This is a genomic window from Nocardia sp. Marseille-Q1738 (assembly GCF_965283145.1).
The window spans coordinates 629,086-654,315 of record NZ_CBDIMS010000003.1 but is presented as its reverse complement, the minus strand read 5'-3'; the positions used below and the strand labels follow the sequence as shown (position 1 = coordinate 654,315).

The 25,230-nt window shown below is 68.6% G+C and carries 31 protein-coding genes and 1 tRNA gene; 22 read left to right on the top strand and 10 right to left on the bottom strand.

Annotated features, from left to right (window positions below; translation table 11 throughout):
- Positions 1-138 precede the first annotated feature (138 nt).
- On the top strand, positions 139-564 hold the full coding sequence (locus ACWPXK_RS16635; protein WP_454197005.1) for a hypothetical protein: 426 nt from the start codon (positions 139-141) through the stop codon (positions 562-564).
- Positions 565-585: 21 nt separating this feature from the next.
- Here the strand turns inward: ACWPXK_RS16635 and ACWPXK_RS16630 are convergent, their stop codons facing one another.
- Positions 586-915 carry an ArsR/SmtB family transcription factor gene (locus ACWPXK_RS16630; protein WP_454197004.1) on the bottom strand — a complete coding sequence of 110 codons (330 nt, stop codon included), beginning with the start codon at positions 913-915 and terminating at the stop codon, positions 586-588.
- Between the two features lie 93 nt (positions 916-1,008).
- On the opposite strand from ACWPXK_RS16630, the gene ACWPXK_RS16625 reads away from it, so the two are divergent.
- The 3 genes from ACWPXK_RS16625 to ACWPXK_RS16615 all read left to right on the top strand — a co-directional run bounded on the left by ACWPXK_RS16625 (position 1,009) and on the right by ACWPXK_RS16615 (position 3,577).
- A complete protein-coding gene (locus ACWPXK_RS16625) occupies positions 1,009-2,223 on the top strand; it encodes an MFS transporter (RefSeq protein ID WP_454197003.1) in 1,215 nt (404 codons plus the stop codon).
- A 74-nt stretch (positions 2,224-2,297) separates the two neighbouring features.
- A tRNA-Gly gene (locus ACWPXK_RS16620) sits at positions 2,298-2,373 on the top strand.
- A gap of 313 nt (positions 2,374-2,686) precedes the next feature.
- The gene (locus ACWPXK_RS16615) at positions 2,687-3,577 is read left to right on the top strand and encodes a manganese catalase family protein (protein ID WP_454197002.1); all 891 of its coding nucleotides are present in this window, start codon (positions 2,687-2,689) and stop codon (positions 3,575-3,577) included.
- Between the two features lie 108 nt (positions 3,578-3,685).
- Here the strand turns inward: ACWPXK_RS16615 and ACWPXK_RS16610 are convergent, their stop codons facing one another.
- Entirely contained in the window at positions 3,686-4,699 is a 1,014-nt protein-coding gene (locus ACWPXK_RS16610; RefSeq protein WP_454197001.1) for a Ppx/GppA phosphatase family protein, read from the bottom strand.
- 144 nt (positions 4,700-4,843) lie between these two features.
- Between ACWPXK_RS16610 and ACWPXK_RS16605 the strand changes: the two genes are divergently transcribed.
- From ACWPXK_RS16605 to ACWPXK_RS16585, 5 genes are all read left to right on the top strand, one after another.
- On the top strand, positions 4,844-5,257 hold the full coding sequence (locus ACWPXK_RS16605) for a hypothetical protein (RefSeq protein WP_454197000.1): 414 nt from the start codon (positions 4,844-4,846) through the stop codon (positions 5,255-5,257).
- The gene (locus ACWPXK_RS16600) at positions 5,254-5,454 is read left to right on the top strand and encodes a DUF6186 family protein (RefSeq protein ID WP_454196999.1); all 201 of its coding nucleotides are present in this window, start codon (positions 5,254-5,256) and stop codon (positions 5,452-5,454) included. Before ACWPXK_RS16605 ends, ACWPXK_RS16600 begins: the two co-directional genes overlap by 4 nt.
- Positions 5,455-5,524: 70 nt before the next feature.
- A complete protein-coding gene (locus tag ACWPXK_RS16595; protein ID WP_454196998.1) occupies positions 5,525-6,463 on the top strand; it encodes an oxidoreductase in 939 nt (312 codons plus the stop codon).
- Complete coding sequence (locus ACWPXK_RS16590; protein WP_454196997.1) at positions 6,460-7,017, top strand: TetR/AcrR family transcriptional regulator; 558 nt, start codon at positions 6,460-6,462, stop codon at positions 7,015-7,017. The genes ACWPXK_RS16595 and ACWPXK_RS16590 overlap by 4 nt, the downstream gene beginning before the upstream one ends.
- Positions 7,018-7,111: 94 nt before the next feature.
- Complete coding sequence (locus ACWPXK_RS16585) at positions 7,112-7,600, top strand: FBP domain-containing protein (RefSeq protein WP_454196996.1); 489 nt, start codon at positions 7,112-7,114, stop codon at positions 7,598-7,600.
- 260 nt (positions 7,601-7,860) lie between these two features.
- Here the strand turns inward: ACWPXK_RS16585 and ACWPXK_RS16580 are convergent, their stop codons facing one another.
- The 3 genes from ACWPXK_RS16580 to ACWPXK_RS16570 all read right to left on the bottom strand — a co-directional run bounded on the left by ACWPXK_RS16580 (position 7,861) and on the right by ACWPXK_RS16570 (position 9,284).
- Entirely contained in the window at positions 7,861-8,286 is a 426-nt protein-coding gene (locus ACWPXK_RS16580) for a YbaB/EbfC family nucleoid-associated protein (protein ID WP_454196995.1), read from the bottom strand.
- 190 nt (positions 8,287-8,476) lie between these two features.
- On the bottom strand, positions 8,477-8,869 hold the full coding sequence (locus tag ACWPXK_RS16575) for a hypothetical protein (RefSeq protein ID WP_454196994.1): 393 nt from the start codon (positions 8,867-8,869) through the stop codon (positions 8,477-8,479).
- Between the two features lie 25 nt (positions 8,870-8,894).
- On the bottom strand, positions 8,895-9,284 hold the full coding sequence (locus tag ACWPXK_RS16570) for a VOC family protein (RefSeq protein WP_454197064.1): 390 nt from the start codon (positions 9,282-9,284) through the stop codon (positions 8,895-8,897).
- 149 nt (positions 9,285-9,433) lie between these two features.
- On the opposite strand from ACWPXK_RS16570, the gene ACWPXK_RS16565 reads away from it, so the two are divergent.
- Positions 9,434-10,546 carry an alcohol dehydrogenase catalytic domain-containing protein gene (locus tag ACWPXK_RS16565; RefSeq protein WP_454196993.1) on the top strand — a complete coding sequence of 371 codons (1,113 nt, stop codon included), beginning with the start codon at positions 9,434-9,436 and terminating at the stop codon, positions 10,544-10,546.
- A 34-nt stretch (positions 10,547-10,580) separates the two neighbouring features.
- On the opposite strand, the gene ACWPXK_RS16560 is transcribed toward ACWPXK_RS16565, so the two are convergent.
- A complete protein-coding gene (locus ACWPXK_RS16560) occupies positions 10,581-11,015 on the bottom strand; it encodes a MarR family winged helix-turn-helix transcriptional regulator (RefSeq protein ID WP_454196992.1) in 435 nt (144 codons plus the stop codon).
- A 75-nt stretch (positions 11,016-11,090) separates the two neighbouring features.
- Between ACWPXK_RS16560 and ACWPXK_RS16555 the strand changes: the two genes are divergently transcribed.
- The 4 genes from ACWPXK_RS16555 (at position 11,091) to ACWPXK_RS16540 (ending at position 13,433) form a co-directional block, all read left to right on the top strand.
- A complete protein-coding gene (locus tag ACWPXK_RS16555) occupies positions 11,091-11,543 on the top strand; it encodes a MarR family winged helix-turn-helix transcriptional regulator (RefSeq protein WP_454196991.1) in 453 nt (150 codons plus the stop codon).
- A gap of 34 nt (positions 11,544-11,577) precedes the next feature.
- Positions 11,578-12,324, top strand: a complete 747-nt coding sequence (gene dapB / locus ACWPXK_RS16550) for a 4-hydroxy-tetrahydrodipicolinate reductase (protein ID WP_454196990.1) — start codon at positions 11,578-11,580, stop codon at positions 12,322-12,324.
- 127 nt (positions 12,325-12,451) lie between these two features.
- Positions 12,452-12,952 (top strand): hypothetical protein, encoded by a 501-nt coding sequence (locus ACWPXK_RS16545; protein ID WP_454196989.1) that lies wholly within the window; start codon positions 12,452-12,454, stop codon positions 12,950-12,952.
- 28 nt (positions 12,953-12,980) lie between these two features.
- The gene (locus tag ACWPXK_RS16540; protein ID WP_454196988.1) at positions 12,981-13,433 is read left to right on the top strand and encodes a flavodoxin family protein; all 453 of its coding nucleotides are present in this window, start codon (positions 12,981-12,983) and stop codon (positions 13,431-13,433) included.
- Positions 13,434-13,661: 228 nt separating this feature from the next.
- Here ACWPXK_RS16540 and ACWPXK_RS16535 read toward each other — a convergent pair whose 3' ends face one another.
- Entirely contained in the window at positions 13,662-14,489 is an 828-nt protein-coding gene (locus ACWPXK_RS16535) for an MmyB family transcriptional regulator (RefSeq protein WP_454196987.1), read from the bottom strand.
- A 323-nt stretch (positions 14,490-14,812) separates the two neighbouring features.
- Between ACWPXK_RS16535 and ACWPXK_RS16530 the strand changes: the two genes are divergently transcribed.
- From ACWPXK_RS16530 to ACWPXK_RS16510, 5 genes are all read left to right on the top strand, one after another.
- Positions 14,813-15,190 carry a hypothetical protein gene (locus tag ACWPXK_RS16530; RefSeq protein WP_454196986.1) on the top strand — a complete coding sequence of 126 codons (378 nt, stop codon included), beginning with the start codon at positions 14,813-14,815 and terminating at the stop codon, positions 15,188-15,190.
- Between the two features lie 177 nt (positions 15,191-15,367).
- Complete coding sequence (locus tag ACWPXK_RS16525) at positions 15,368-16,054, top strand: response regulator transcription factor (protein ID WP_040780472.1); 687 nt, start codon at positions 15,368-15,370, stop codon at positions 16,052-16,054.
- Complete coding sequence (locus ACWPXK_RS16520) at positions 16,018-17,343, top strand: ATP-binding protein (protein WP_454196985.1); 1,326 nt, start codon at positions 16,018-16,020, stop codon at positions 17,341-17,343. Before ACWPXK_RS16525 ends, ACWPXK_RS16520 begins: the two co-directional genes overlap by 37 nt.
- Complete coding sequence (locus tag ACWPXK_RS16515) at positions 17,336-18,355, top strand: hypothetical protein (RefSeq protein ID WP_454196984.1); 1,020 nt, start codon at positions 17,336-17,338, stop codon at positions 18,353-18,355. The genes ACWPXK_RS16520 and ACWPXK_RS16515 overlap by 8 nt, the downstream gene beginning before the upstream one ends.
- Before the next feature lie 275 nt (positions 18,356-18,630).
- A complete protein-coding gene (locus tag ACWPXK_RS16510; RefSeq protein WP_454196983.1) occupies positions 18,631-19,830 on the top strand; it encodes a winged helix-turn-helix domain-containing protein in 1,200 nt (399 codons plus the stop codon).
- A gap of 24 nt (positions 19,831-19,854) precedes the next feature.
- On the opposite strand, the gene ACWPXK_RS16505 is transcribed toward ACWPXK_RS16510, so the two are convergent.
- Entirely contained in the window at positions 19,855-20,298 is a 444-nt protein-coding gene (locus tag ACWPXK_RS16505) for a hypothetical protein (protein ID WP_454196982.1), read from the bottom strand.
- A 148-nt stretch (positions 20,299-20,446) separates the two neighbouring features.
- On the opposite strand from ACWPXK_RS16505, the gene dapA reads away from it, so the two are divergent.
- Both dapA and ACWPXK_RS16495 read left to right on the top strand, forming a co-directional pair.
- A complete protein-coding gene (dapA, locus tag ACWPXK_RS16500) occupies positions 20,447-21,355 on the top strand; it encodes a 4-hydroxy-tetrahydrodipicolinate synthase (protein WP_454196981.1) in 909 nt (302 codons plus the stop codon).
- A gap of 130 nt (positions 21,356-21,485) precedes the next feature.
- Positions 21,486-23,318 carry a ribonuclease J gene (locus ACWPXK_RS16495; RefSeq protein ID WP_454196980.1) on the top strand — a complete coding sequence of 611 codons (1,833 nt, stop codon included), beginning with the start codon at positions 21,486-21,488 and terminating at the stop codon, positions 23,316-23,318.
- 66 nt (positions 23,319-23,384) lie between these two features.
- Here the strand turns inward: ACWPXK_RS16495 and ACWPXK_RS16490 are convergent, their stop codons facing one another.
- Together ACWPXK_RS16490 and ACWPXK_RS16485 are read right to left on the bottom strand one after the other, a co-directional pair.
- Positions 23,385-23,942: a hypothetical protein gene (locus ACWPXK_RS16490; RefSeq protein WP_454196979.1), complete on the bottom strand. Its 558-nt coding sequence runs from the start codon at positions 23,940-23,942 to the stop codon at positions 23,385-23,387.
- Between the two features lie 29 nt (positions 23,943-23,971).
- Positions 23,972-24,352 carry a DUF4189 domain-containing protein gene (locus tag ACWPXK_RS16485; protein WP_454196978.1) on the bottom strand — a complete coding sequence of 127 codons (381 nt, stop codon included), beginning with the start codon at positions 24,350-24,352 and terminating at the stop codon, positions 23,972-23,974.
- A 225-nt stretch (positions 24,353-24,577) separates the two neighbouring features.
- On the opposite strand from ACWPXK_RS16485, the gene ACWPXK_RS16480 reads away from it, so the two are divergent.
- Positions 24,578-25,201, top strand: coding sequence for a TIGR03085 family metal-binding protein (locus tag ACWPXK_RS16480; RefSeq protein ID WP_454196977.1), 624 nt, complete (start codon positions 24,578-24,580; stop codon positions 25,199-25,201).
- Positions 25,202-25,230 lie beyond the last annotated feature (29 nt).

The following is a 25,230-nucleotide window of genomic DNA, read 5'->3' as shown; positions in this document are numbered from 1 at the left end:
CGGCCCACCGACACCCGCGGCTCGGCGCGCAGCCCTTTGGCGCGATATTGTTTCGGCCGTCCGCCGTCGTCCGCGTCGGGAAGGCGCTGAACTCGATTGTCCGGGTGTCGATCCGGCGATTTCTGGCAAGGAGTCGAGATGAACCGAACGTATCGTGCCCTTCTCGTGCTGGGCGCGATCTCGCTGCCGATCCTCATGCTGACCGGCTGCGGCGGGGAGGACGCGGACGCCTCGGGCAAGCCGGGCGAGCCGACCGCGGACGCGCTGCGTGCGAAGGCCACCGAGATGAACGCCGCACTGGCAAGTCACGACTACGCGGCCGCTTACCAATTCCGTTCCGCGCGATGCAAGCTCACGCTGAACCAGGACGACTACATGGCGTCCATGGCGCAGTTGTACGACGGCAGGGATCTGAAGACCAAGCCGTCCGCGGTCAGCGTCACCACGTCGGGAACGACGGGATCGGTCACGGTCGAGAACTTCGACGCCCGCGCGGGTGAGGACGACGCGAAGACGCAGACCTGGACGTTCATCGACGGGCAGTGGCGCTTCGACAACTGCTGAGCGCGCGCTCGCCCCGCCGGGTCACTCGGTGTGGGCGCGATTGGCGGCGTCGACGATCGCCGGGATCACGCCGGGCAGCGCGGATTCCAGATCGTCGACGCGTAGGCGCTGGTAGATGTGGCCGTCCACGATCAGGCGCTCGGTGACGCCCGCCTCGCGCAGGATCTTGAAGTGGTGGGTGGCGGTCGACTTGTTGATGGCTTCGTAGAGCGCGCCGCAGCGGACCGCGGTACCCGCGTTGCTGAGCCGGCGCACCATCTCCAGGCGCACCGGATCCTGCAGCGCGCCGAGCACGGTGGACAGCCCGGCCACCGGAGGCGGCTCCTGTGCTGCGTCGTTGGCGTCGGCCATGATCTGGCTCACTCCTAGGTTTGATGATTGTCGTACCGGATGTATTGTCGATTGCGGTTCGATCATTATCAAACTTACCTGATCGGAGATCTGATGGCAGCGACGATGACGGTGGCCGCCGACGAGCAGACCGTGCAACGCTGGGCCTACGCCTTGATTCTCGCGGCCAGTGGCGTCGCACTCGGGGTGTCCGGTGTGCCGGCGCCGCTCTACGGCATCTACGAGACGCAGTGGCACCTCTCGCCGCTCACCACGACCATCGTGTTCGCCGTCTACGCCGTAGCTGCGCTGGGTGCGGTGCTGGTGTCCGGCCGTATCTCCGACGTGGTCGGTCGGAAACCGGTGTTGCTGGGCGCCTTCGGCACGATGGTCGTCGGATTGGTGGTGTTCGTGCTCGCCGACAGCGTCCCCATGCTGCTGCTGGCGCGGGCGCTGCACGGGATCGCCGTCGGATCGACCGTGGTGGCGGGCGCGGCCGCGCTGCTGGATCTGCGTCCACACCGAGGAGCGCGGTCCGGGCAGCTCAGCGGCGTCGCGTTCAATGTCGGGATGGCGGTGGCGATTCTGGGCTCGGCCTTGCTGGCGCAGTACGCCCCGCATCCGCTGCGCACGCCCTACGTCGTGATCACCGTCGTCTGCCTGGCGATCGGCGCCGGCGTGCTCGCACTGCGGGAACCGCACTCCGCGCGGGTGCCCGGACGCATCCGGATCGCGAAACCCGCTGTTCCGCAGGAAATCCGCGCCGACTTCTGGTTTTCCGCGATCGGCGTGATGGCGGCCTGGTCGGTGCTCGGCGTGCTGCTGTCGCTGTACCCGTCGCTGGCCGCGGAGCAGACCGGCATCCACAACCTGGTCTTCGGCGGCACGGTGGTCGCCTCGACCGCGCTCTCCGGCGCCACCGCGCAGCTGTTCGCGACCGGTGTGCCGGCACGGTGGGCCGCGATCCTCGGCGACACCGGCATGGCGCTGGCGCTGCTGTCGACCGTGCCCGCGCTGGCCACGCACAACTGGGTCGCGGTGCTCGTCGCGGGCGTCGCGCTCGGAGCGACCTTCGGCCTCGGCTTCGGCGGTTCGCTGCGTCATCTGTCGGACGTTGTGCCGCAACACAAGCGGGGCGAGACCATGTCCGCGTACTACTTGCTGGCCTACTCGGCCATGGCCCTGCCCACGATTCTGGCCGGCTGGGCCGCCACCACCTGGGGGTTGAGCACCGTGTTCCCGTGGTTCGTCAGCGTGGTCGCGGTGGCTTGCCTCATCGCGGCCGGGCTGGGCCTGCGCCGCAACCGGGCGGCCGAGCAGCCGGCATGAGCGGCGATTGGCATTTCCCGCCGAGTGTCGGCTAATGTTCTGTGTCGCATCACGGACAACACCGCGATGCGAGTGCGGATGTAGCGCAGCTGGTAGCGCATCACCTTGCCAAGGTGAGGGTCGCGGGTTCGAATCCCGTCATCCGCTCCACGAAAAACACGCATCGTCTCCTGAGCAGCGTTCGCCGCTGCGGACGACCGGGAACTTTACAAACTGTCGTCAGTGCTGGGACGCTCGACCCCTCGTGTCGCTGCGAACAAGTGGCAGTTCCGGCCCGTATGGTCGCCATGTACACGAAATACTTGCTCGTCCCCGGGCTGTTACGGCATTGAAAGCCGCGCTGGAGGCGGAGCGATGGCGGCCCGCACCAGGATCCGTCCTCGCCGGTCCGATGCCGATTGCGCTATGCGGACGTCCTGACGTCGACGATCATCGAACAGCCACCACACTGGTAAGGAGAGCGATGTTCACCCATAACAAAGAGCTCCAGTTCGAGGTACGCGTGGACCGGCCTGATCCGCGTTTCGCCACGTTGCTGCAAGAACAGTTCGGCGGCGCCAATGGTGAGCTGAAAGCCGCCATGCAGTACTTCAGTCAGGCGTTTCTGCTGCGCCGCACGCATCCCAAGATCTACGACCTGTTCATGGACATCGCGACCGAGGAATTCAGCCACCTGGAGATCGTCGGCTCCATGATCACCATGCTGCTCGACGGCCTCAACGACGATTTGAAGCAGGCCAACGAGCGGTGTGACTGGATGCCGGTCGTGTCGACCTCCGGCGGACGCGAACAGGCCATCCACCAGGTCGCGGTGAACCCGGTGTACTTCGCGCTGACCGGCGGCGGCCTCGACGTGAGCAATTCCGCGGGCGTGCCGTGGTCGGGCGCGTACGTCAACGCCAACGGTGAGCCCTCGGTGGATCTGCGCAGCAACCTCGCCGCGGAATCGCGCGCCAAAATCGTCTACGAGTACCTCAAGCAGTTCACCGACGACCCCGGCGTGCAGGACACGCTGTCGTTCTTGATGACCCGGGAAATCGCGCACTTCCAGCAGTTCACGGCCGCCCTGAACGAACTGCCGGTCAACTTCCCGCCCGGGGCGCTGCCCGGCGACGATCGGTTCCAGAACGTCGCGTTCAACATGTCCAACGGCGCCGCAAGCGCCCGCGGGCCCTGGAACGAAGGGCAAGGCCCCTGGCCCGCGGGCACGGAATGGCGCTACATCGACAACCCCGTCGCCGAATGGCTCCCCTCCGATGAGCACGCGAACCATGGCGCCGAAACCAACCCGCAGGGCGAACCCGCGGTGCACGGCACCAAGCCGTTCACCCACGAATCGCACGTAGCCGACTGAGACGTCTCCGGCCGATAGCGGCGACGGTGCGGCCCGCGGTCGCGCCGTCGCCGCCGCTGTACGGGGCCGTGCCGGTGTCGCGACGACCGCGCGCCCGGTGCGGACCGATCACCGCCGCCGCGGTAGGACGCTCACCGGTGATTTCGGCCCGTTCCGGGGCAGCTCGAGCGCGTTCAGCGGCAGTGTCCGGTCGCTGTCGACACGCGTGGAGATGTGTTCCAGGACAACGCCCTCGCGCAGCGCCCAGGGACTGACTTCCAGGGAGTCGATGTCGAGTGCGGACATGGTCGCGTCGGCCACCATGGCTCCGGCCAGGATCTGGCGCGCCCGCGCCGGGGATACGCCGCGCAGTGTCGCGCGCTTCTCGGCGGGCATGGCCGCGAGCTTGCGCACGTTGGCGTGTACCGCACGCCGTCGTAGCGTGCGTTCGACGAATGGCCCGTGGCGCTGCGGCGCGGCTCCCGACAGCCGGGCCAGCTGTTTGAACGTCTTCGAACTGCCGATCACCCGGTGCGGCCTGCCTTCCCACAACAGGCGGTCGCGTACCTGCCCGAGGCAGTCGCGGATGTGCCCGCGCAGCAGTTTGAATTCGGCCCGCCCCGGCGGGTCGTCGGGGAAGAACGCTCGCGTGAGCCGGCCCGCACCGAGAGGAAGGGACAGCGCGAGCGTCGGCTCGGCGTCACGGCCGAGCGCGATCTCCATGGACCCGCCGCCGATGTCGAGCATCAGCAGGGTGCCGGCACACCATCCATACCAGTGGCGAACCGCCCGATAGGTCAGGCGCGCTTCCTGTACTCCACTGAGGAATTGGGGCCGGATACCGCAGGCGGCCTCGATCTTGTCCAGCACCGCTTCCTGATTGGGTGCGTCGCGAATCGCGGCGGTGACGAACGCGTAGAAGCTGTCGATGTCGTAGCGGGTTGCCTCGCGCAGCACGCGTTCGACGGCGTCGGAGACACGCTGCGCTCCGTCCGCGCTGATCACACCGGCCGCGTCGATGTCCTCGCCGAGCAGCACCGGTTCCTTCAATGCGCGCAACGGCAGCGGCGGCGCCCCTCGCGAGGCGTCGACCACGAGGAACTGCGCGGAATTCGAACCGACGTCGAGCACACCCAGTCGCACAACCGGCGACTACCCGGCTACGCCGCTTTCATACCCGGCTTCCTTCCCGGACACGCCTCCGGATCCTCGGCTGGCGCCGCGGCCTCGATAACCGCAAGTGAGAATGTCCCTGGGACGGTCGCGCGGGAGCCATATTCTGCCAATGTGACGACCGAACCGGCATCTCCCGCACGACCATTCCGGCGACGCGTGGCGCTGCTGGCCGCGGGCGCCGTGCTGGCGGCGGGTGGTGCCGCCACCCAGCCGTTCAGCTGGCCGGCCACCGCGCTGGTGGTCGTGCCGGTGGTCGTGGCTTCGACGCTGGCCTGGCGGGCGCGGCCCGCGCGGACTCCACCGACCACCCGGCTGCGGCGCGGCGCGGCCTTGTGGTCGACGCTGCTGATCGCGGCGGTGATCTGGGAGAGTTATGCCTTTTTGCGGCAACCGGATCGGATGCGGCCGAGCGAGGAAGACCCGACTTTGTCGACGTTGCTGGATCCGGCACTCGAGCAGTTGCCGCTGCGGCTCGCCGGGTGGTTGGTGTGGCTGGGTGTCGGCTGGTGGCTGGTGTCGAGATGAGCGATCGGACGATCGTCGTCGTCGGGTTCGCGGTGGTGCTGGTGGCCACGCTGGGCGCGGTTGTGCTCACACACGTTCGCCGGGATCTGGTCGCGCCCGTCGGTGAAACGGTCGCGTACCTGACCCGTACTCGGGTGGCGCGGATCGCCGCCGTTCTCGTGTGGGCATGGCTCGGCTGGCACTTTCTGGCTCGGTAGGGAAGCAGGGCGCTGCGCCGGTCTGGTAGCGTGGAGGCGACCGAATGAACATTCAATCAGGAGGTCCCTGATGTTCTGGAATGCAGCGCAGATCCCGGACCAACGCGGCCGGACGGCCGTCGTGACCGGCGCCAATAGTGGACTCGGTCTCGAAACCGCGCGGCAGCTGGCCGCGAAGGGCGCCCATGTCGTGATGGCGGTACGGAATCAGCACAAGGCGGCGACCGCGGTCGACGAGATTCGCGGTAGCGCACCGGATGCCTCGCTCGAGCTGGTGGCGTTGGATCTCGCGTCGCAGGCATCGGTCCGTGCCGCCGCCGAGCAGATCCTCGGCGCACATGAGCGCGTCGACCTGCTGGTCAACAACGCCGGGGTCATGGCGGTCGGTGAGACGAAGACCGTCGATGGGTTCGAAACGCAGTTCGGTGTGGACCATCTGGGGCACTGGACACTGACCGCGCTGCTGATGCCCGCGCTGCGGCGGGGCGATGGCGCGCGGGTCGTCACGGTCACGAGCACGGCGCATCACATGGGGCGCGCCGTCGACCCGGCGAACCCGCACCTGGAGGGCCGCTACCGGCCGTGGCGTGCCTACGGGCAGGCCAAACTCGCCAACTTCCACTTCGGCCTCGGCCTGCAGCGCGAGTTCGAGAAGGCGGGTGTGGCCACGGCCAGCCTGATCGCCCATCCGGGACTGTCGGACACCAACCTGCAAGCGGTCAGCGTGCAAGAGTCCGGCGGCGGTCTCACTCAGCGAATCAGCCTCTGGGCGGCCCGGCACACGGGCATGTCCGCGTCCGACGGTGCGTTGTCACAGCTGCGCGCGGCGACGGACCCGGCGGCGAAGGGTGGCGAGTTCTACGGTCCGCTGTTCGTGAACAACGGACCGCCGGTACGCAAGCCGATATTTCGCAGACTCGGCATGAGCACTGCGATCGCCAAGCTGTGGGAGGTCTCCGAGCGCGAGACCGGGGTGTCCATCGACGTGTCCACCCCGTCGGGCAGATGACGACGGTGGACCGTGCCGCCGCGGTCCGCCGGTCGCTGCGTACCTTGGTGGCGCGCAATGGTTTTCACGGCACATCGATGAACGCCGTGGCCAAGCAGGCCGGTGTGGCGACCGGCACCGCCTACACGCATTACGCGTCCAAGGACGAGCTGGTATTGGCCGCCTACCGGGAAACGAAGGCTCAGCTCGCGGTGGCCGCCACGACCGGTCTCGACGCCGGTATGCCGCCAGCTGAGCGTTTTCGCGGTGTCTGGGTGAACAGCTACCGCTATCTCGAAGAGCATCGAGATCACGCCCGTTTCCTGCTGCAGGTCGACAACTCGCCGTATCGCGAGGCCGCCCATCAGGCGGCGATCGCCGACGGTGACCCGCTGGTGGAGCAGGTGGCGATGCCGGATGTCGCCGCCCGGCTGCTGCCGCTGCCGCTCGAGGTGCTCTACGAACTCGGCCTCGCGCCCGCCGTGCGGCTCGCGGCCGGCGGGATGGAGCTGACCGAGGACCAGCTCGGCGACATCGCCGCCGCGTGCTGGCGGGCGATCAGCCGACCGAGCTGAGTCCGAGGCCCGACGGAAAATCCGTTTGTCCGGGCCGGGAGCGGACCGTAACGTCGCTTCGGTTTGTCCACCGATCAACCGAAGGAGAACCGTCATGGAGCCCGTCACCGAACGCGACATCCGGTCGTCGTTCGTCAACTGTTCGAAAGGAGATGCCAAGCGGTTGCCCGTGCCCAGGGACCTGGACGAGCGGCCATGGGACGATCTGGACTTTCTCGGCTGGAGCGATCCCTCCTTGCCCGGTCGCGGCTACCTGGTCGTCCCGCAGGACGACCGCCTGGTCGGCGTCGCACTGCGCTATGCCTCTGGCGGCAACGGCCGGGCACAGATGTGCACAATCTGCCTGACCGGCCACATCGGCGGCGGCGTCTCCCTGATGACCGCGCACAAGGCGGGGGAATCCGGGCGCCGAGGTAACTCGGTCGGCACCTATATGTGCACCGACCTCGCCTGTTCGCTGTACGCACGCAACAAGAAGCGGCCCGCGCTCGGGAGCCGCTATCGAGAAGATCTCACGCTCGAGGAGAAGATCGAGCGGGTGCGCGACAACCTGGCCGCGTTCCTCGCCAAGCTCTACGCCTGATCGCCTTGCGATGCCTGTCCACCCGGCAGCCGACGAGCTGCCCGCCCGAACGGAGGTAGATGCCATGTGCCGACACTCGAGGACCACCGGCCGAGCCGCCCCGAGTGCAGCGACACCGCAGCAGCACTCGGGGCGGTGCCGGATTCCTCACCGGTTGAGTCGGCCCGGATCGCCCGGGCCGTCCCATCCGGCGAGGAATCCGCAGTCCAGAGCGGTTGGTTCCGAACTGACTTCGTCGAGGTGATGCGCCCGCGGCCGCATCATTGCGCCGGGTCCTGGCGTGCGGGTTCCCATATCTCGCGCAAGCTCGGTGCACCGGGAACAAGGTCGGGCAGATCGGGGACGGACCCGGCTTCGGCGGCGATCGGGGCGATGATCTCCGCGTGCTGTTCGCGGGCCGATCGCGCCGCCTCCCGCCCTGCCTCGGTGACCGAACGGCCCAGCTGTTCGGGAGTGCTGCGCAAGGCGGCCGGAGTGAACCGGACATCGGTGAGAACGCCCCCGGCGTCCACGGTCACTTCCACCAGGCCATCGGCCGATGTGGCCGTGCATCGCACCGCCGACAGCTTCTCGTGCAGGTCCGTCAGGTGGGTGCGCTGCTCGGCCAGCGCATCCAGAATGTGGTCGACCTGGTTGCGGATTCCGCTGTTGGCGGAGCGTAGCCCGTCGCGTTCCCACCGATCCACCGGAACGTACCTCCTCGACTCACCTGCTCTCGGACCGTCCTCGAAGCAAGGAAACTCCGCACCGAGGTGCGATCGGTAAGGATGGCGAACTGTGCCCTACCGATCGTCCGAAGACCGAAAGCAGAATTGTCTCGGTACCGGTGCGGCTGCCGCGGCGATATCTTCCCAGTGCCGGGGAGGATGGCCGGGCTCAGTCCACCGGCGCTTCGGTTTCCTGCACTGTCAACCAGCGCACTTCGCCCGTGGCATCGATGGTCAGCACCGCGGTAACCCGGCGCCGCGTCACACTTCCGGGCGCACGATGGGTCTCCAGGAAGCGAACCACCGCCGCGGTTTCCCACCGCAGGAGTTCCTCGACTTCGGACACCTCGATGGTCAGCCCCGGTACGGCGTTTCCGGATTGGCGCAGACCGGCGATCAACTCGCCGCGGCCCAGCACGGCACCGCCGGTCGTCACCATCGTGAACCGCTCGTGCTGCGCCGCCGCGAACCGCTCGAACACCGCGACCGGCGCCTGCGACCCCAGCCACGTCGCGAGGTCGGCGTGCAACCGCTCGACCTGGCCGACAAGATCGACACCCATGCGTGGCATCGTACGGCCGGCGAAGTCAGAAACCGCCGTACGGGACGGTGATCAACTCCAGGTAGTGACCGCTGGGGTCGAGGAAGTACACGCCGCGCCCGCCGTCGTTGTGGTTGATCTCGCCGGGACGCTGCCGGCGCGGATCGGCCCAATGATCGAGTCGATAGCGCTGGATCTTGGCGTAGGCCGCGTCGAACTCGGCCTCGGAGATCAGGAAGGCGTAATGCTGGGGCTGGATTTCGCCGAGATCGGGCGGCACGTTCGCGAAGTCGAAGGTGACACCGCCCGCGAGGGACACCGGAATGAACGGTCCCCACGGTGTTCCGACTTCCAGGCCCAGGATGTCCGCCCAGAATTCGGCGGACTCGCGGTTGTCGTGGCAACCGACAATGGTGTGGTTGAACTGTACGGACAGCGGAATTGCTCCTCTGAGTCGTGACGATCCCGACCCCGGGCTCGGTACAAGGCGGCCAACGGGAGCACCGTCACGGTCGACGAGGATAGCACCGAATCCGGGCACCTCGCGGGGCTCGCGTCCGAGCGCCGCGAACTAAACTCGGCCGAATGAGGATTCGTGGCGCGGTACTGGAGCGGATCGCGGCGCCGGCGCCGTTCGCCGAATCGACGCCGATCACGGTATGCGACCTGGACTTGCGCGAACCGGGCCCCGGGGAGCTGCTGGTCCGGATCGAAGCGGCGGGGCTGTGCCATTCCGACTTGTCCGTCGTGGACGGCAACCGGGTGCGGCCGGTACCGATGCTGCTCGGACACGAGGCCGCGGGGCGGGTCGAGTCGGTCGGCCCTGGCGACGGTGATATCGCGGTCGGGCAGCGCGTGGTGATGACATTCCTGCCCCGCTGCGGCGAATGCGCGGGCTGCGCGACCGAGGGCCGCACGCCCTGCGTGCCCGGGAGCATCGCCAACAACGCGGGTGAACTGCTCAGCGGAGGAAGGCGGTTGCTCCGCGACGGCGCCGAAGTGCACCACCACTTGGGCGTGTCCGCCTTCGCCACGTACGCGGTGGTGGATCGCAGGTCGGTGGTCCCGGTCGACGACGATGTGCCACCCGAGGTGGCGGCCGTGCTGGGCTGTGCGGTGCTGACCGGCGGTGGCGCCCTGCTGAATTCGGCGAAGCCGGGCATCGGCGACCGGATCATGGTCGTCGGTCTCGGCGGTGTCGGCATGGCGGCGGTACTGGTCGCGGTGTCGCTGGCGGCGGAGGGCCACGAGGTCATCGCGGTCGACACCGTGCCCGAGAAGCTCGCTCTCGCACGGGAATTGGGAGCGCAGGCGGTGTATACCCCGGCCCAGGTCGCCGAGCTCGGTGTGCAGGCCGAAGTCGTGGTCGAGGCCGCGGGCAATATCCGCGCCTTCGAGACCGCCGTCGCCGCGACCGCACCCGGCGGCACTACGGTCACCGTCGGACTCCCCGCTCCAGGTGCGCGTGCGAGCATTTCGCCACTGGCGTTGGTCGCGCAGGGGCGTTCGATCGTCGGCAGTTATCTCGGTTCCGCGGTGCCTTCCCGCGACATTCCCGAGTATGTCCGCATGTGGCGGTCGGGACGCCTGCCGGTGGAGCGGCTCGTCTCCGCGCGTGTGGGTCTCGACGACGTCAACCGCGCCATGGACGAACTCGCCGCGGGCCACGCCCTGCGTCAGGTGATCGTCTTCGACTGACGCGGCGCGAGACGCGTTCGACCCGGTGTGCCGTTCACTCGGAGGCCCGGTCCATCGCGTCGACGAATCGTTCGAGCAGCTGGGCGAAATCGGCGCGCTCGGTGGGGGTCCAGTCCGCCATGGCGGCGGCCATGGCGGCACGACGCCCGGCCTTGGCGGCGGCGATGGCGTCGCGTCCGGCGGGGGTCAGGCGCAGGACCGCGCGCCGTCCGTCGCGCTGATCGGCGACCCGTTCCAGCAGTCCGGAGGAGACCGCCTGGGCGACCAGGCGACTCGCTCGGGGTTGGTCGACACCGAGAGCGGGAGCGAGTGCGCCGACCGTGTCGGCGGCACCGTCGGCAACGGCATCGAGCACGCGGAACACGGCGACGGGAATCCCACCGTCGCCGAGCGCGCCGCGTGTCTGCCTGCGCCGGATTCGGACCATGGCCGCCTCCACGGCGATGGTGTTCGCGTCGTGCACGTCCATTCGCTCAGCCTTCCACGCCGGGTCAATAAATGTAATACTACATGTAATTGTCAGTCGACATATAAAGGATTCGTGATGGCTGTCCAGCGTGGAATCGGGTACTGGCTCGTGGAACTCGACCGGTTGATCAACCAGCGTTTCGACGAGGATCTCGCCGCGGGCGGGCTCGGCCGCAGGCGCTGGCAGGTACTGCACTCACTGGCGGAAGGGCCGCAGCACACCGACGACGTCCGCGACGCGCTGGACACCTTCTGGGCCGACGACGCCGAATGGCCCGCCGAACTGGCCGACCTCATCGAAGACGGGCTGGTGTCCCAGCGCGGAGGCGTGCTGTCGCTGACCGAGGCGGGGCGAGTGACGCACGACGAGGCATGGGGCCGGATCGGCCGGCGCAGGCGGCAGATGGCAAACGGCATCACCGACGAGCAGTTCGCCGAAACCGTGCGGATGCTGCAACGAATGGCGGCGAACCTGACGGGCGCGCCGACCGCGGAGGTCGACAGCCCGGCGCGGGGGCGCGCTCTATAGGCTGACACCGACCGAAGCGGAACGAGGAGGTGCGGTGACCATTCGGGTCGGAGTGCTCGGGGCGCGTGGCAAAGTCGGACAGGCGATCTGCGGGGCGGTGACGGCGGCGGATGATCTGGAACTGGTCGCGGAAGTCGACAAGGGCGATTCGCTCGACCTGTTCACCGCGGCGCGGACGCAGGTCGTCGTCGACTTCACCCACCCCGACGTGGTGATGGGGAACCTGGAGTTCCTGGTGGAGCACGGTATTCACGCGGTGGTCGGCACCACCGGGTTCGACGCGGCCCGCCTGGCCGAGGTGCGCGGCTGGCTGGCCGGACGTCCGGACGTCGGCGTGCTGATCGCACCGAACTTCGCCATCGGCGCGGTGCTGTCCATGCGTTTCGCCGAGCAGGCCGCCCGGTTCTTCGACTCGGTCGAAGTCATCGAGCTGCACCACCCGAACAAGGCGGACGCGCCCTCCGGCACCGCCTACCGCACCGCGGGACTGATCGCCGCGGCCAGGGACAAGGCAGGTGTGGGCGGAAGCCCCGACGCGACGACCACCGAGCTCGAGGGCGCGCGCGGCGCCGACGTGGACGGGGTGCGGGTGCACTCGGTGCGTCTGGCAGGTCTCGTCGCCCACCAGGAGGTGCTGTTCGGCACCCAGGGGGAGACCCTCACCATCCGGCACGACTCGATCGACCGCTCGTCCTTCGCGCCCGGTGTACTGCTCGGCGTGCGTGAAATCGCGAACCGTCCGGGCCTGACCGTCGGACTCGATCCGTTCCTGGACCTGTGAGCGAGCGTCAGCGAGTGAACCATCGACACGGCCGAGCGCTCGCTCGTGCCGGAGCCGAGGGCCGGGAAGTCGACCGAGGACACCGCGCGCGGTCGCGCACGGAGCCGAGCCCCGGCAAGGAGCGGTCGTGAGCAGCGCGGAGCCCGTCGAGCCGAAGGGCGGCGCGGAGGTTGTCAAGGTCGTCGCGTTGATCGCGGCGCTCGTACTGGTGCTCGGTTTCTACTTCCTGCTACTCGGCCGGATCGCGTTCGGCCTGATCGGTTCCGGCGAGGTGGCGGCGATCGTTATCGGCGTCGGTGTGCTGATCCTGCCGCTGCTGGGCGTCTGGATCGTCGCGGCCACCGTACGCGCGGCGCTGGCGCACCAGCACTTGGCGCGGCGCATTCACGACGAAGGCCTCGAGCTCGACACCTCGACGTTGCCGCGCCTCCCGTCCGGCCGCATCGAACGCGCGGCCGCTGACCAACTCTTCACGACGGTCAAGGCCGAATGGGAAGCCGATCCGGACAACTGGCGGGTCTCCTACCGCCTCGCACGCGCCTACGACTACGCGGGTGACCGGACCAGAGCGCGCGAGGCCATGCGCCGCGCGGTCGAGCTGGAACGGCACGAGCGCGACAACACCTGATCACCGCGGCGGCCGATACTATCGCAGGGTGGCCCGGTTGCTGATCATCCATCACACGCCGTCTCCGCATATGCAGGAAATGTTCGAGGCTGTGGTGTCCGGCGCGACCGATCCGGAGATCCAGGGCGTCGACGTGGTTCGCCGCGCGGCCTTGGCCTGCACGCCGGTCGACATGCTGGAGGCTGACGGCTATCTGCTCGGAACGACGGCGAACTTGGGGTACATGTCCGGCGCGCTCAAGCACGCGTTCGACGTTTGCTATTACCCGTGCCTGGATTCGACGCGCGGGCGTCCCTACGGTCTGTACGTTCACGGCAACCAGGGCACCGAGGGTGCCGAGCGCAGCGTCGATACCGTCACGACGGGGATGGGCTGGGTGAAAGCCGCTGCCCCCGTGGTGGTGATGGGGCCGCCGACGAAGGCCGATCTGACGAGGTGCTGGGAACTGGGCGCGACGGTGGCGGCTCAACTGATGGAATGAACCCGGGTGCCTGCCGACTACAGCGGCCGTCCCGGTGAGGGTCCGAGCGGTGTGCCGATCTCTCCCCTCCGCGTATCGAGATCGGCCTACCGCACCGAAGTGCTGCACTGAGGAAGACCGTTGCCTTCCTCGAGTAGACAGTGTCCTGTGCGGACGCACCCGGTATCAATGCACTCTTTGTGCAAAACGCCGGTCGCGGCGGACTGAGAAACGCCATCCACGTGGTGCTCAGCGGCCGGTCTGCTTCCGATGCGACTCGACCGGGTAGCGCTTCAAGTAGCTCGCGAGGTCGACCGGCATCAGCCCGTAATGCAGCCAAGGGCTGTCATCCCAGGACACGCGGAAGTACATTTCGAAGACGGCTCCGTCACTGATATCGCGAACCCACACGGTGTCCCTCGACTCGAGCTTCGACGGATAGGGGGTGTCCCACATGCCGTCGAAGTCCGGATTGCGACGCAGCTTCGTCTTGATCTCCTCGATCCGGGTTTCCGTGACGAAACCGGTCAGCTGCGCCCGGCAGGCTCGCACGAGATGGTGAGCGTCCTCGTCCCAACGCACGAAGACATCTTTTGCCGTCCGGTGCAGCAGTTCGTAGTCGACGGTGCTGGCGCCGGGCTCGAGTCCGGGAAAGAACCTGTCGAAGGCGGCGTTCGTCGCGACGATCACATGGAGCGCACCGTCCAGTCCCATGGGAGGCCCCATGTAGCAGGCCGGAAACGGGTTGGAGTCCAGCACGGTGAGCTCACGGGGCGTCGGACGCCGACCGCCATCCGGCCGCTGGCTCATCTCGGGCAGGTAGGGATCGGCGAGCCACAACAGCCGTTTCCGGTCGGACTCCGGGATCTTCAGGATGGGTGCGAGGGTGACAATGGTCTTCTTGGTCGCCTGCCGATGCCCCGCTTCGATCTTCGACAGCAGGGACGTGGAAAGGTGGGCCTCCTCGGCGAGCCTGTCCAGGTCGACCTGGGCTTCCTTGCGATAACGCTGCAAAATCGCGCCGACCGGCAGGTAATCGTCGGAGAGCTTCCGTCTCCCGCCTCGCCTACCTGTCATCCGTTCGGTACCGCTCAACACGTCACATCCGTCGACATCTCATTCCGCTCCGATGCGTACCCGCCCTTCGCATACTGGCGGCCAATGCTATTGCAACGCAAACGCTTCGGGCTGCCTCGGCCTCGAGCTTGCTTCGCACCCAGCCTGATCATGCCGCATGCGATGCACGCATGCCGCTCGACGGATCAGGCCGCCGCCCAGTAATTCTCCGCTATCACTCGGGAAATTGCCTGTCCCGCAACACAACTCGATGCGCTGGCAGGCCGTCATGCGTCGTCGCACGGTAAGCTGAGCGATGATCCGACCAAGTGGAAGGGGGCGCTATGGCATTCGAGGCGACGGAGGCAACACTGATCCATGCCGACTATCACGCACCGATGTGGTTGATCACCGGAATGGACGACGGTCGGCCGACGACACGCCTGACCTACATGGACGGCACCTATAAAGAGGTGACCAGCGAACAGAGGCAACGACTGGAGCTGGCGTTCATGGCCGCGGACCGGCAGGCGGCCGAAATGAAGGCCGAAGCCGTCTTCGCCCTCTTCGGCCACAGCGCCGGTGCCACGTCCGCCGAGCCGAAACCTCTCGGGCCGGAGTACCTCACCGAGCGCGGCGCTCGGTTCTACGAATGCACGGCCGATGGCTGGCTCAAGGAACTACGGCTCGAAGCGCTCGACAACGACACTGATCCGGTCTGACCGATGGCGGCTCGGCCGCACCGCCGTGCGCGAAGCCACGAACCACCCTGGCCGCGGGACTGACGGCCTCGGGACGTCCCCCGATTTCTGGTGTCTGACCATTCCGAACCATGGACCGGCATACTGGCATGGTTGTTGTTCCGGTGGGGATGTGATTGCTCGGGATAGGAGAGTCAGGTGACGTGGGCCGAAGGGGGCGAGAACGCGCCGCGCCGGATCGGATTGGTCGAAGACCACGAATCCGTCGCGATCGGTCTCGCCGCGATGCTTGCGCCGGAAACCGACCTCGATCTGGTACTGACCGCGGGCACCGTGCCGGAACTGCTCGCCGCCGCGGACGGCGCCGCGCCACTGGATCTGGTGGTGCTGGATCTGCGGTTGGCCGACGGGTCCTCGCCCGAGGACAACGTGCGCGCCCTGCGGGCCCGCGGCATCGAGGTCTTGGTCTTCACCGGTGCGGACAATGCCTTCCTGGTGCGCTCGGCCGCGCGTGCCGGTGTGCTCGGCGTCGTGCGCAAATCCGAGGACGTGCCCACCGTCGTCGCGGCGGTGCGCCGCGCGGCCTCCGGCGAACAAGTGGTGACCACCGACTGGGCGGCCGCCATCGACGGCGACCCGCAACTGTCCGACGTGGGTCTGAGCCCACGGCAAGAAGAAGTGCTCACGTTGTACGCGTCCGGCGAGAAGGCCTCCCGGGTCGCGCGATTGACCGGTCTGTCCGAGCAGACGGTCAACGATTATCTCGGCCGGATCCGCCAGAAGTACGCCGACGCCGGTCGTCCGGCGCCGACCAAGACCGACCTGTACAAGCGGGCGGTGGAGGACGGATGGCTTCCGGTGCCCGAGCGGCATCCCCGCGGATGACCGCGTCCAGCATGCTGGACACCCCGTCGCACTCCCGCTCTCTCCCGCTCGATCGGCTCCGTCCGAGCCGTTGGCGCCGCGGTGTCGTCGCGCTGTCCCGCGAAAAGACCTCCGAGGGCGCGGCCGACCGCATCCTGCGCAGGCTGGGGCTTGCCATCGGCATCGCCGGGGTGATCGCCGCGGTTGTCGAACTACCCGAGATCGCCGACCAGAGCCGGTTCGTGTCCGTCGGCTGGACGGCTGTCGAGGTGGCACTGGCCTTCGGGTGGTTCCCGGTGCTCGCGGTCGTCTCGATCGCACTGGGCCCGCGAGCGATCCAGTTGGTCGCCGGTGTGGCGGCGGTGAGTTTCCTCACCGCCATGGCCGTGGTGCCGTTCGCGTACGCCGGGCCGGACGCCGAAGGCGCGGCTTCGGTGTGGCTGTATCGGGTACTGGCGTTGGGCGTCCTTGCGGCCGTGCTCGCGTGGCGTCCGCCGTTCGCCGTGGCGTATCTGATCGTCGGCGCCGCGTTCAGTGCGCTGGCGAACCTGGCCGTGCTGCGCGAGACCACCGCGTTTGCGCTGCTCGGCGATTTCGCCAGGGCGGCAGGGCTCAGCGCGTTGTTTCTGTGGTGTGTGATCTACGCCAGGGCCGCGGCCGACCGCGTGGATCGGGAGTCGGCGATCGAGAGCAGCCGGGCGGCGGCGGTCGCGGGTGCGGCGGCCAGGGAGCGGGAACGCGCGCGCTTCGCCGCACTGATCCACGACGCGGTCCTGTCCACCCTGCTGGACGCCTCGCGCGCCGGGACCGAATCGCCGGTCCTGCGCCGCCAGGCCGAGCGAACCCTGGAACAACTCGACGAATGCCGGGTCGGGGAGACCGAACCCGACCGGCTGGACGCGCAATCCGCCATTGGATTCCTGCGCTCGGCCGTGCACGAGGTGAACCCGGGAATCCGGTTCACGGCGCGGCGCTGGACCGGATTCGACGATCTACATCTGCCGGTGGCCGCCGCCAGCACGATCGCCGCCGCACTCGCCGAGGCCGTGCGCAACAGTCTGCGCCACGCCACCGTCGCCGGGCGCGAGGTACGGCGGACCGTCACCGTGACGATCAGCGCAGGCGGTATCCGCGTGGTGTTCCGCGACGACGGTGCGGGTTTCGATCTGAGCGAGGTGCCCGTCGATCGGCTCGGTATCTCGGTGAGCATCCTGGGCCGCATGCGACAGCTGGCGGGCGGCGCCGGGTTCGTGGAATCCCAGCCGGGCGAGGGAACGACCGTCACGCTGGTGTGGGGCGGCAATGGCTGAGCAGGACACCGAATTCGAGCTGCGGGATCTGCTCGGCCTGCGCGACCGGGCGGCGTGGCTGTTCCTGGTCATCCTCGAGGCGACCATTGTGCTGTACATGGTCCGGAATTTCTCGGAAACGCCGCTGATCGCCGCCGTCGCGGCGCTGGTGGTGCTGGCGCTGGCCGGCGTCGTGGTCGTGGCGTTGCCGGTCGATCCGCTGCCCTGGCCCGCGACCGTGTTCGTCGCCGCCGCCGGGCCGGTGGCCACGATCCTGACCTCGTTCGACGTCGAACACGGCTGGTCGAAGCAGGTGTGGACGGCGTTCGCCGCCTCGTACGTGCTCGCCGTGCTGGTGCTGCGCGGCCGGCTTGCCGCGGCCTGGCTCGGCGTCGCGGGCATCGGCGTGGTGATCGCGGTGGTCGGTGTGGTGGCCGGGCTGCGGGTCGGCGTGGTCGTCGGTTCGATCGTGCCGGTGGCCACGGTTGCGGGGGTGTCGCTGTTCGTGGCGATCATGCGCCCCACCCAGCGGTCGTTGCGCCTGCTGCGGGAGGAGGCGAGCATGCGCGCCGCCGCCGAGGCCGCCATGGCCGCGGAGAACGGGGAACGCAACCGGCAGATCGCCCACCTCGACGCGGTGGCGCGTCCGATCCTGGAACGCATCGCCGACGGCGACGAACTCACCGCCTCCGAGCGGGAACAGTGCCGGCTTCTGGAAGCCGAGCTGCGCGACGGCCTTCGGGCCCCACACCTGGTCACCGACCAGCTCAGCAGCGCCGCTCGCGGCGCCCGCTCGCGTGGCGTCGAAGTGGTCCTGCTCGATGACGGCGGTTTCGCGGGCGTCCCGGGCCGAGTGCGGCAGCAGGTGATCGATGCGGCCACCCGCGAGCTGGACGCCGCGAACGAGGGCTCGGTCACGGTCCGCATCCTCCCGACCGGCCGCCGCATCCTGGCCACCGTACTGGCGACCGCGTCCGACCGAGACCGCCGCACCGAGATCGACGCAACTGGCGCGGTCACCGTGTCGACCTGAGCAGTACCCGGACTCGTGCGGCGTCGAAAGGGCGGAATCCTGCCTGCGGTGAGTGTGGCTGCGCACGCAACTACATGGGCAACGCTCCTGGTTTCGAGCGAAGCGAGACCGAGCGTTGCCCGTTCGCGGCCCGGCTCGCGCCCGAGTGGCCGTCGCGTCCGCGACGCAGTCGCCAGCGGCGGTCGCTCGGACGCGAGCCATCAGAGGGCCGCGAACACGCAGCGCCGGAGGCGCTGCCAAAGATACTGTCGGTGGCCCATGGCATGGTTCGATCCATGCGGAAGATGGGCGCGGCGGCTGCGCGTCGAACGGCGTTGGCGGCGCAGGGTTTCGGGGGGCGTAAGCCCGGGCGGGCGACACGGCGATCGGTGCTGGGGGTACTGGACAGAACGCAGCTGTTGCAGCTGGATTCGGTGTCGGCGGTGGTGCGGGCGCACTACGCGCCGGTGTTCAGCAGAATCGGTCCTTACGATCGCGCCCTGCTCGATCAGGCCGCATGGAGCAACGGCGTGCGGCGTCCCCGCGCGCTGGTCGAGTACTGGGCGCACGAAGCCGCGCTGATCCCGGTGCAGGACTGGCCGCTGCTGCGCTGGCGGATGCGGCGGTACGAGCACGGGCGCTGGTCCGGTATGCGCAAGGTGATCGAGCGCAATCCCACGTTGGGCAAGGACATCCTGGACGTGATCACCGAGGTGGGGGCGGCCACCGCCGGTGAGGTGGAGCGCCATCTCGAACTCGACAAGCCGCGGCCCAAGGGCTCCTGGTGGAATCTCAGCGACACCAAGATGATCTGCGAGCAGCTTTTCGCGGCGGGCGCGCTGTCTGTGGCCTCCCGGGTGGGGTTCACCAGGCATTACGACCTCGCGGAGCGGGTGATTCCGCCGGATGTGCTGGCGCGCTCGGTTTCCGAGCAGGATGCGGTCCGCGAGCTGGTGCTGCGGGCGGCTACCGCGCACGGCATCGGCACCGAGGCCGACCTGCGCGACTACTACCGCCTGCAGCGCACCCAGACCGAGCCGGCCATCGCCGATCTGGTGGACGCGGGCGAGTTGATCCCGGTGGAGGTGGCGGGCTGGGGGAAGCCGGCCTATCTGCGGGCCGGGGCATCCACGCCGCGCCGCATCGAGGGTGCCGCACTGCTGTGCCCGTTCGATCCGCTGATCTTCTTCCGCGCCCGCACCGAGCGGATTTTCGACTTCCACTACCGCATCGAGATCTACACGCCGGAACACAAACGGGTGCACGGCTACTACGTCTTCCCGTTTCTGCTCGACGGCGAACTCGTCGGCCGCGTCGACCTGCGCGCCGAACGCGCCGCCGGCCGGCTGCTGGTACCGGCCGCGTTCGCCGAACCGGGGTACGACACCCCCGCCACCGCTCACGCGCTCACCGGCGCGCTGCGGGAGCTGGCCGACTGGCTCGAACTCGACGACGTGGTGATCGGGGACCGCGGCGATCTCGCCGCGCTGCTGTAGCGCGAGCGGCCGGCGGTGCCGGACTCAGATGTCGCGCTTCGGCCCGTAGCCGCGCATCTGGTCGCGCAGCGCGCCGTGCACGGCACTCGACAGCCAGGAGTTCAGCGACTGACCGCTCTGTGCCGCAGCCTCTTCCGCGCGCGCCTTCATCTGTTCGACGAGCCGGAGCGTCACCCTGCTGATGTCCCCGGTCATCTCCTCGAATGTGGGCGGTTCGTCGGTCGCCGTGCTCTTGCGCACATCGACGGAGGCGTCCGTGCCGTCGACCGACACGTGCACCGTGCGGTCGCCGAGCGCCGTGCTGACCTCCGCGGCGAGCTCGGACAGCGCGGCGAGCAATACCAACCGGGCCGAACCCTCGGTAGCCGCGGCCAGCGCGGCCGCCGTGGCCTGCGTCTTCTCGTCGCCGAGCGCCGCGGCGGCGATCAGGTTCTCGCGCAGCTGTCCGGTGTACTTGTTCAGATCCATGACATCAGTCTGACGTCATAATTGATGTCAGGCAAGTGCGGTTTCGACGCCATCATGCAGTCATTCTTGGGTGATCGCCCGGTTGTTGCGGCCAGATCGCCGACGAGGGTGTCGAGGGTCCGTCCCAGACCGGGTAGCCTTTTTGACCATGACGAACGGTGAATCGACGCCAACGGAGCTGCGCGCGTCCGGCACGGTAGGTGTCGCGATGGTGACCCCCTTCAGTGCCGACGGCAAGCTCGACGTCGATGCCGGGGTCGCGCTCGCGGCCCGCCTGGTCGACCGCGGCGTCGACCTGCTCGCGATCTCCGGAACCACCGGTGAGTCGCCGACCACCACCGAGTCGGAGAAGGCCGATCTGCTGCGCGCCGTCGTCGACGCGGTCGGCGAGCGGGCCACCGTGATCGCGGGCGCGGGCACCTACGACACCGCGCACTCGATCGAACTCGCGCGCTGCGCACAGCGCGCGGGTGCGCATGGTTTGCTCGTGGTGACGCCGTACTACTCCCGGCCCACCCAGGCCGGCCTGATCGCGCACTTCACCGCCGTCGCCGACGCTACCGACCTGCCGGTCACCCTGTACGACATCCCGGGCCGGTCGGTGGTGCCGATCGCCAGCGACACCATCCGCAAGCTCGCCGAGCACCCGCGCATCGTCGCGGTCAAAGACGCCAAGGGCGACCTGAACATGGGCGCCGAGCTCATCGCGAGCACCGGTTTGGCCTTCTACTCCGGCGACGACGCGCTCAACCTGCCGTGGCTGTCGGTCGGCGCGTCCGGATTCATCAGTGTCATCGGGCATCTCGTGCCCGAACGGCTGCGTGCGATGCTGGAGGCGTATACCGTCGGCGAGGTGGTGCGCGCCCGCGAGATCAACACCACGCTGCTGCCGCTGCACGCCGCGATGGCCAAGCTGGGCGGCGTCGCGATGAGCAAGGGCGGCCTCCGCCTGCTCGGGGTCGAGGTGGGCGAGCCGCGGCTGCCGCAGCTGATGCCCACCGCCGACGAACTGGAAGCGTTGGCTGCCGATCTGCGGAAGGTCGGGGTGCTGTCATGAGTGAGCCGCTAGCCCGTCGCCGCCGCAGCGCATCCCGCCCCGCGGGGCGCCCGCCCGTCCGCACCGGTCGAGCCGACGCCGCCCCCGCACCGCCACAGGCGCCCGAACCCGCGAGGCCGCGCCCGCCGAGGTGACGGCGGAGGCCGACGTGGTCGTGCGCGCCGAGGGACCAAGCCCGCGCAGGCCAGACGGAGCCCGGGCAGGAGGCGCCGTCCCGGCGCCGTGGACGTGCTCCTCCGGTGGGCGGCGGGCCGAAGCGCCCGGCCGCAGCGCGTTGCGATCGCCGCACGACCGGCTCGGCGTCCCGCCCGCCCTGCCCAAGAACGGGCTGCGCGTGTTCGCGCTCGGCGGCATCGGCGAGATCGGCCGCAACATGACCGTGTTCGAGTACGGCGGCAAGCTGCTGATCGTGGACTGCGGCGTGCTGTTCCCGGAGGACCAGCAGCCCGGCGTCGACTTGATCCTGCCCGACTTCCGTCCCATCGAGGACCGGATGGACGACGTGGTCGCCGTCGTGCTCACCCACGGCCACGAGGACCACATCGGCGCGGTGCCGTTCCTGCTGCGGCTGCGGCCGGATATTCCGGTCGTGGGCTCGAAGTTCACGCTCGCGCTGGTCGCCGCGAAATGCCGGGAGCACCGTCAGCATCCGAAGCTGGTCGAGGTCACCGAGGGACAGCACACCACGCACGGCCCGTTCGGCTGCGAGTACTTCGCGGTCAATCACTCCATTCCGGATGCGCTCGCCGTCGCCATCCGCACGCCCGCGGGCGTCGCCCTGCACACCGGCGATATCAAGCTCGACCAGCTGCCGCTGGACGGACGGCTCACCGACCTGGCCGGATTCTCCCGGCTCGGCGACGAGGGCGTCGACCTGTTCCTGGTGGACTCCACGAACGCGGAGGTCCCCGGGTTCGTCACGCCGGAACGCGAGATCGGCGGGGTACTGGACACGGTGATCGGCAAGGCGCGCGGCCGGGTGATCGTCGCGTCGTTCGCCAGTCACGTGCATCGCATCCAGCAGGTGGTCGACGTGGCCCAGAAGTACGGGCGGCGTGTGTGCTTCATCGGGCGCTCGATGGTGCGCAATATGCAGATCGCGCAGGATCTCGGCTATCTGACGGTGCCGGACGGCGTGGTCGTCGACCTCGACGTCGCCGCGACCCTGCCGGGCCATCGTCTGGTGCTGATCTCGACCGGTTCGCAGGGCGAGCCGCTGTCGGCGCTGTCGCGCATGGCGCGCGGCGAGCACCGGCAGATCAACATTCGCGCCGACGATCTGGTGGTGCTGGCCTCCTCGCTCATCCCCGGCAACGAGAACTCCGTGTTCGCCGTGGTGAACGGCCTGGCCCGGCTGGGTGCCACGGTGATCACGCAGCAGAACGCCAAGGTGCACGTCTCCGGGCACGCGTCCGCGGGTGAGCTGCTGTATCTGTACAACGCGGTGCGGCCGACGAACGCGATGCCGGTCCATGGCGAGTGGCGCCACCTGCGGGCGAACGCCGCCTTGGCGGTGGCGACCGGTGTGCCCGAGGACCGGGTGGTGCTCGCCGAGGACGGTGTGGTGGTCGATCTGGTCGACGGCATCGCCTCGATCGTCGGCCGAGTGCCGGTCGGGCACGTGTACGTCGACGGGCTGTCGGTGGGCGATGTCGGCGAGTCGACGCTGTCGGACCGGCTGGTGCTCGGTGAGGGCGGTTTCATCGCGATCACCGTCGCCATCGACGAGACCACCGGCAAGGCGGTCAGCACACCCGAACTCAGCGGGCGTGGCTTCTCCGACGATCCGACCGCATTGCTGGACGCGGCGGAACTGGTGGAGGCCGAGTTGCTGCGGCTGGCAGGCGAGGGCGTCACGGACACCCATCGGATCGCGCAGGGCGTGCGACGGGTGGTCGGGCGCTGGGTGGCCGATACCTATCGGCGTCGTCCGATGATCGTGCCGACGGTTATCGGCGTCTGATCTCCCGAACTACGAAAAGCGCCGGATAGCAGGGCTATCCGGCGCTTTTCGCTGATTCGTGCGCGGTTACTCCTGGCAGGCCGCGGATTCGATCTTCGCGCTCTTGACGATGTTGCAGGCGAAGGTGTGGTCGACCTTCCACTGGCCACCTTCGGAGACGAACTGGATGAACGCGTCGTCCACCGGGGTGCCGTCGATGGTGACCTTGGCGTCGGCCTTGAGCTTGCCGTCCTTCGGGTCGCCCACATTGGTCACCTCGACGGTGACCTTCTGCTTCTTCGCGGCGTCGACGAGGTTGGCGACCAGGTAGGGATCCTGCTCGGCGGCCTGGATCCAGCTGATCTTCTCCGCGTTGGGCACGTTCGGATCGAACGCCTTCTGCAGCCGCTCGTTCAGCTGCTGAACCGTTGGCTTGGCCAGTGCGGGCGAGGACGGAGTGGTCGGCGCGGAGCCGGCCTCCTTGTCGCCCTTGTCCGAGCCGCCTTCCAATTCGCCCGCCGCATGGCTGGGGTGGGCGTTGGTGCTCGGGGACGAGGAGTCGTCGCCGGAGGCGCAGGCGGTCAGCGAGCAGGCCGCTGCGGTGAGAACGACAGCCACGGCGGTCCGGAAAGTGCGGTGCTTCACGATGTTTCCTTCGACTCGAATACCGGGCATCAGCCGTGGTTGGACGTGCAGTTCCAGTGCACGATGTAGGCGTCGGAATCGTTGTGCAGCAGGGCTTGGCCCTGCGCGCTGCGCCGTGATGACGCATACCCCCAGCTCCAGCTGCCGCTGCCGCTGGAGTACGCCACGGCGCCGCAGCCGTTGCGGAACCAGACCACCGACTGGCAGTCCGCGGCGCCGCAGGAGCTCACGGCGCGCCGCTGCGCGGAAGCCGAATCCGGGTAGTCGTAGGAGTACCCGATCAACCCGGTGGAGGTGGACAGCGCGATGGCGCCGTAGTTGTTGGTGTAGGCGTGCGCGGCGGGCGCGCTGACGGCCAGCGCCGTACCCGCCGCCGCCAACGCGGCCACACCGGTAGCAAACTTCTTCACGGAGGATTTGCCCCTTCTTGTCATTAGGCCCACGACCCGATGGACCGAGAGACAAGGTACAGAGCCGATACTCGTTGCGCTAGCCGGAGATTTCCCGGCATGGGGAGTAACAGACCCTGTGGTATAGAAAATTGATCTTCGAGTAGGCGCCGGACTCGCGTTGCTCGGTGTTTTCCCGCCGCGCCGTGGCCGTAGCCGTGGCCGGGTGCTGGGTATGGTCGACGTGTGACTTTTGCGCAGCGGGAACGTCGCGGGCTCGTCGAGGCGATGCGGGCCGCCGGGCCGGATGCGCCGACGCTGTGTGGTGGGTGGACCGTGCGGGACCTCGCCGCGCACTTGGTGGTTCGCGAACGGCGGCCCGACGCCGCCCCGGGCATCCTGCTGAAGCCGCTGGCCGGATATCTCGCCCGGGTGCAGGCGAAAACGGCGAACCAGCCGTTCCCCGCGTTGTTGGACCAGGTGCGCACGGGTCCGCCGTGGTGGTCGCCGCTGCGCCCGGTGGACGCGCTGGCGAATCTGCCGGAGATGTTCGTCCACCACGAAGACGTGCGTCGCGCCGAACCCGGCTGGCAGCCACGCGAACTCACCGCCGCCGACCAGGAAAAGTTGTGGTCGGTGGTGCGCAGAATGGCGTCGACGTCCTATCGCAAGGCACCGGTCACGGTCGAACTCGCGACACCCGACGGCAAACGCACGAGGGTGCGGTCCAGGTCCGACACCGTGGTCACGCTGACCGGCCTGCCCTCGGAGCTGCTACTGCACGCGTTCGGCCGGAACGAGGTCCGCCTGGAGACCGCCGGTCCTCCCGACGCCGTCCGCGCGGTGCTCGGCCTGGATCGCTCGGTGTGATCGCAGCAACGACCTGAGCGCACGGCCTG

Excerpts from the sequence above, each read along its gene's own strand:
- ACWPXK_RS16635 (WP_454197005.1), top strand. The coding sequence starts at position 139 with ATGAACCGAACGTATCGTGCCCTTCTCGTGCTGGGCGCGATCTCGCTG.
- ACWPXK_RS16630 (WP_454197004.1), bottom strand. The coding sequence starts at position 915 with ATGGCCGACGCCAACGACGCAGCACAGGAGCCGCCTCCGGTGGCCGGG.
- ACWPXK_RS16625 (WP_454197003.1), top strand. The coding sequence starts at position 1,009 with ATGGCAGCGACGATGACGGTGGCCGCCGACGAGCAGACCGTGCAACGC.
- ACWPXK_RS16615 (WP_454197002.1), top strand. The coding sequence starts at position 2,687 with ATGTTCACCCATAACAAAGAGCTCCAGTTCGAGGTACGCGTGGACCGG.
- ACWPXK_RS16600 (WP_454196999.1), top strand. The coding sequence starts at position 5,254 with ATGAGCGATCGGACGATCGTCGTCGTCGGGTTCGCGGTGGTGCTGGTG.
- ACWPXK_RS16595 (WP_454196998.1), top strand. The coding sequence starts at position 5,525 with ATGTTCTGGAATGCAGCGCAGATCCCGGACCAACGCGGCCGGACGGCC.
- ACWPXK_RS16590 (WP_454196997.1), top strand. The coding sequence starts at position 6,460 with ATGACGACGGTGGACCGTGCCGCCGCGGTCCGCCGGTCGCTGCGTACC.
- ACWPXK_RS16585 (WP_454196996.1), top strand. The coding sequence starts at position 7,112 with ATGGAGCCCGTCACCGAACGCGACATCCGGTCGTCGTTCGTCAACTGT.
- ACWPXK_RS16575 (WP_454196994.1), bottom strand. The coding sequence starts at position 8,869 with ATGGGTGTCGATCTTGTCGGCCAGGTCGAGCGGTTGCACGCCGACCTC.
- ACWPXK_RS16565 (WP_454196993.1), top strand. The coding sequence starts at position 9,434 with ATGAGGATTCGTGGCGCGGTACTGGAGCGGATCGCGGCGCCGGCGCCG.
- ACWPXK_RS16560 (WP_454196992.1), bottom strand. The coding sequence starts at position 11,015 with ATGGACGTGCACGACGCGAACACCATCGCCGTGGAGGCGGCCATGGTC.
- ACWPXK_RS16555 (WP_454196991.1), top strand. The coding sequence starts at position 11,091 with ATGGCTGTCCAGCGTGGAATCGGGTACTGGCTCGTGGAACTCGACCGG.
- ACWPXK_RS16535 (WP_454196987.1), bottom strand. The coding sequence starts at position 14,489 with ATGACAGGTAGGCGAGGCGGGAGACGGAAGCTCTCCGACGATTACCTG.
- ACWPXK_RS16530 (WP_454196986.1), top strand. The coding sequence starts at position 14,813 with ATGGCATTCGAGGCGACGGAGGCAACACTGATCCATGCCGACTATCAC.
- ACWPXK_RS16520 (WP_454196985.1), top strand. The coding sequence starts at position 16,018 with ATGGCTTCCGGTGCCCGAGCGGCATCCCCGCGGATGACCGCGTCCAGC.
- ACWPXK_RS16515 (WP_454196984.1), top strand. The coding sequence starts at position 17,336 with ATGGCTGAGCAGGACACCGAATTCGAGCTGCGGGATCTGCTCGGCCTG.
- ACWPXK_RS16510 (WP_454196983.1), top strand. The coding sequence starts at position 18,631 with ATGCGGAAGATGGGCGCGGCGGCTGCGCGTCGAACGGCGTTGGCGGCG.
- ACWPXK_RS16505 (WP_454196982.1), bottom strand. The coding sequence starts at position 20,298 with ATGGATCTGAACAAGTACACCGGACAGCTGCGCGAGAACCTGATCGCC.
- dapA (WP_454196981.1), top strand. The coding sequence starts at position 20,447 with ATGACGAACGGTGAATCGACGCCAACGGAGCTGCGCGCGTCCGGCACG.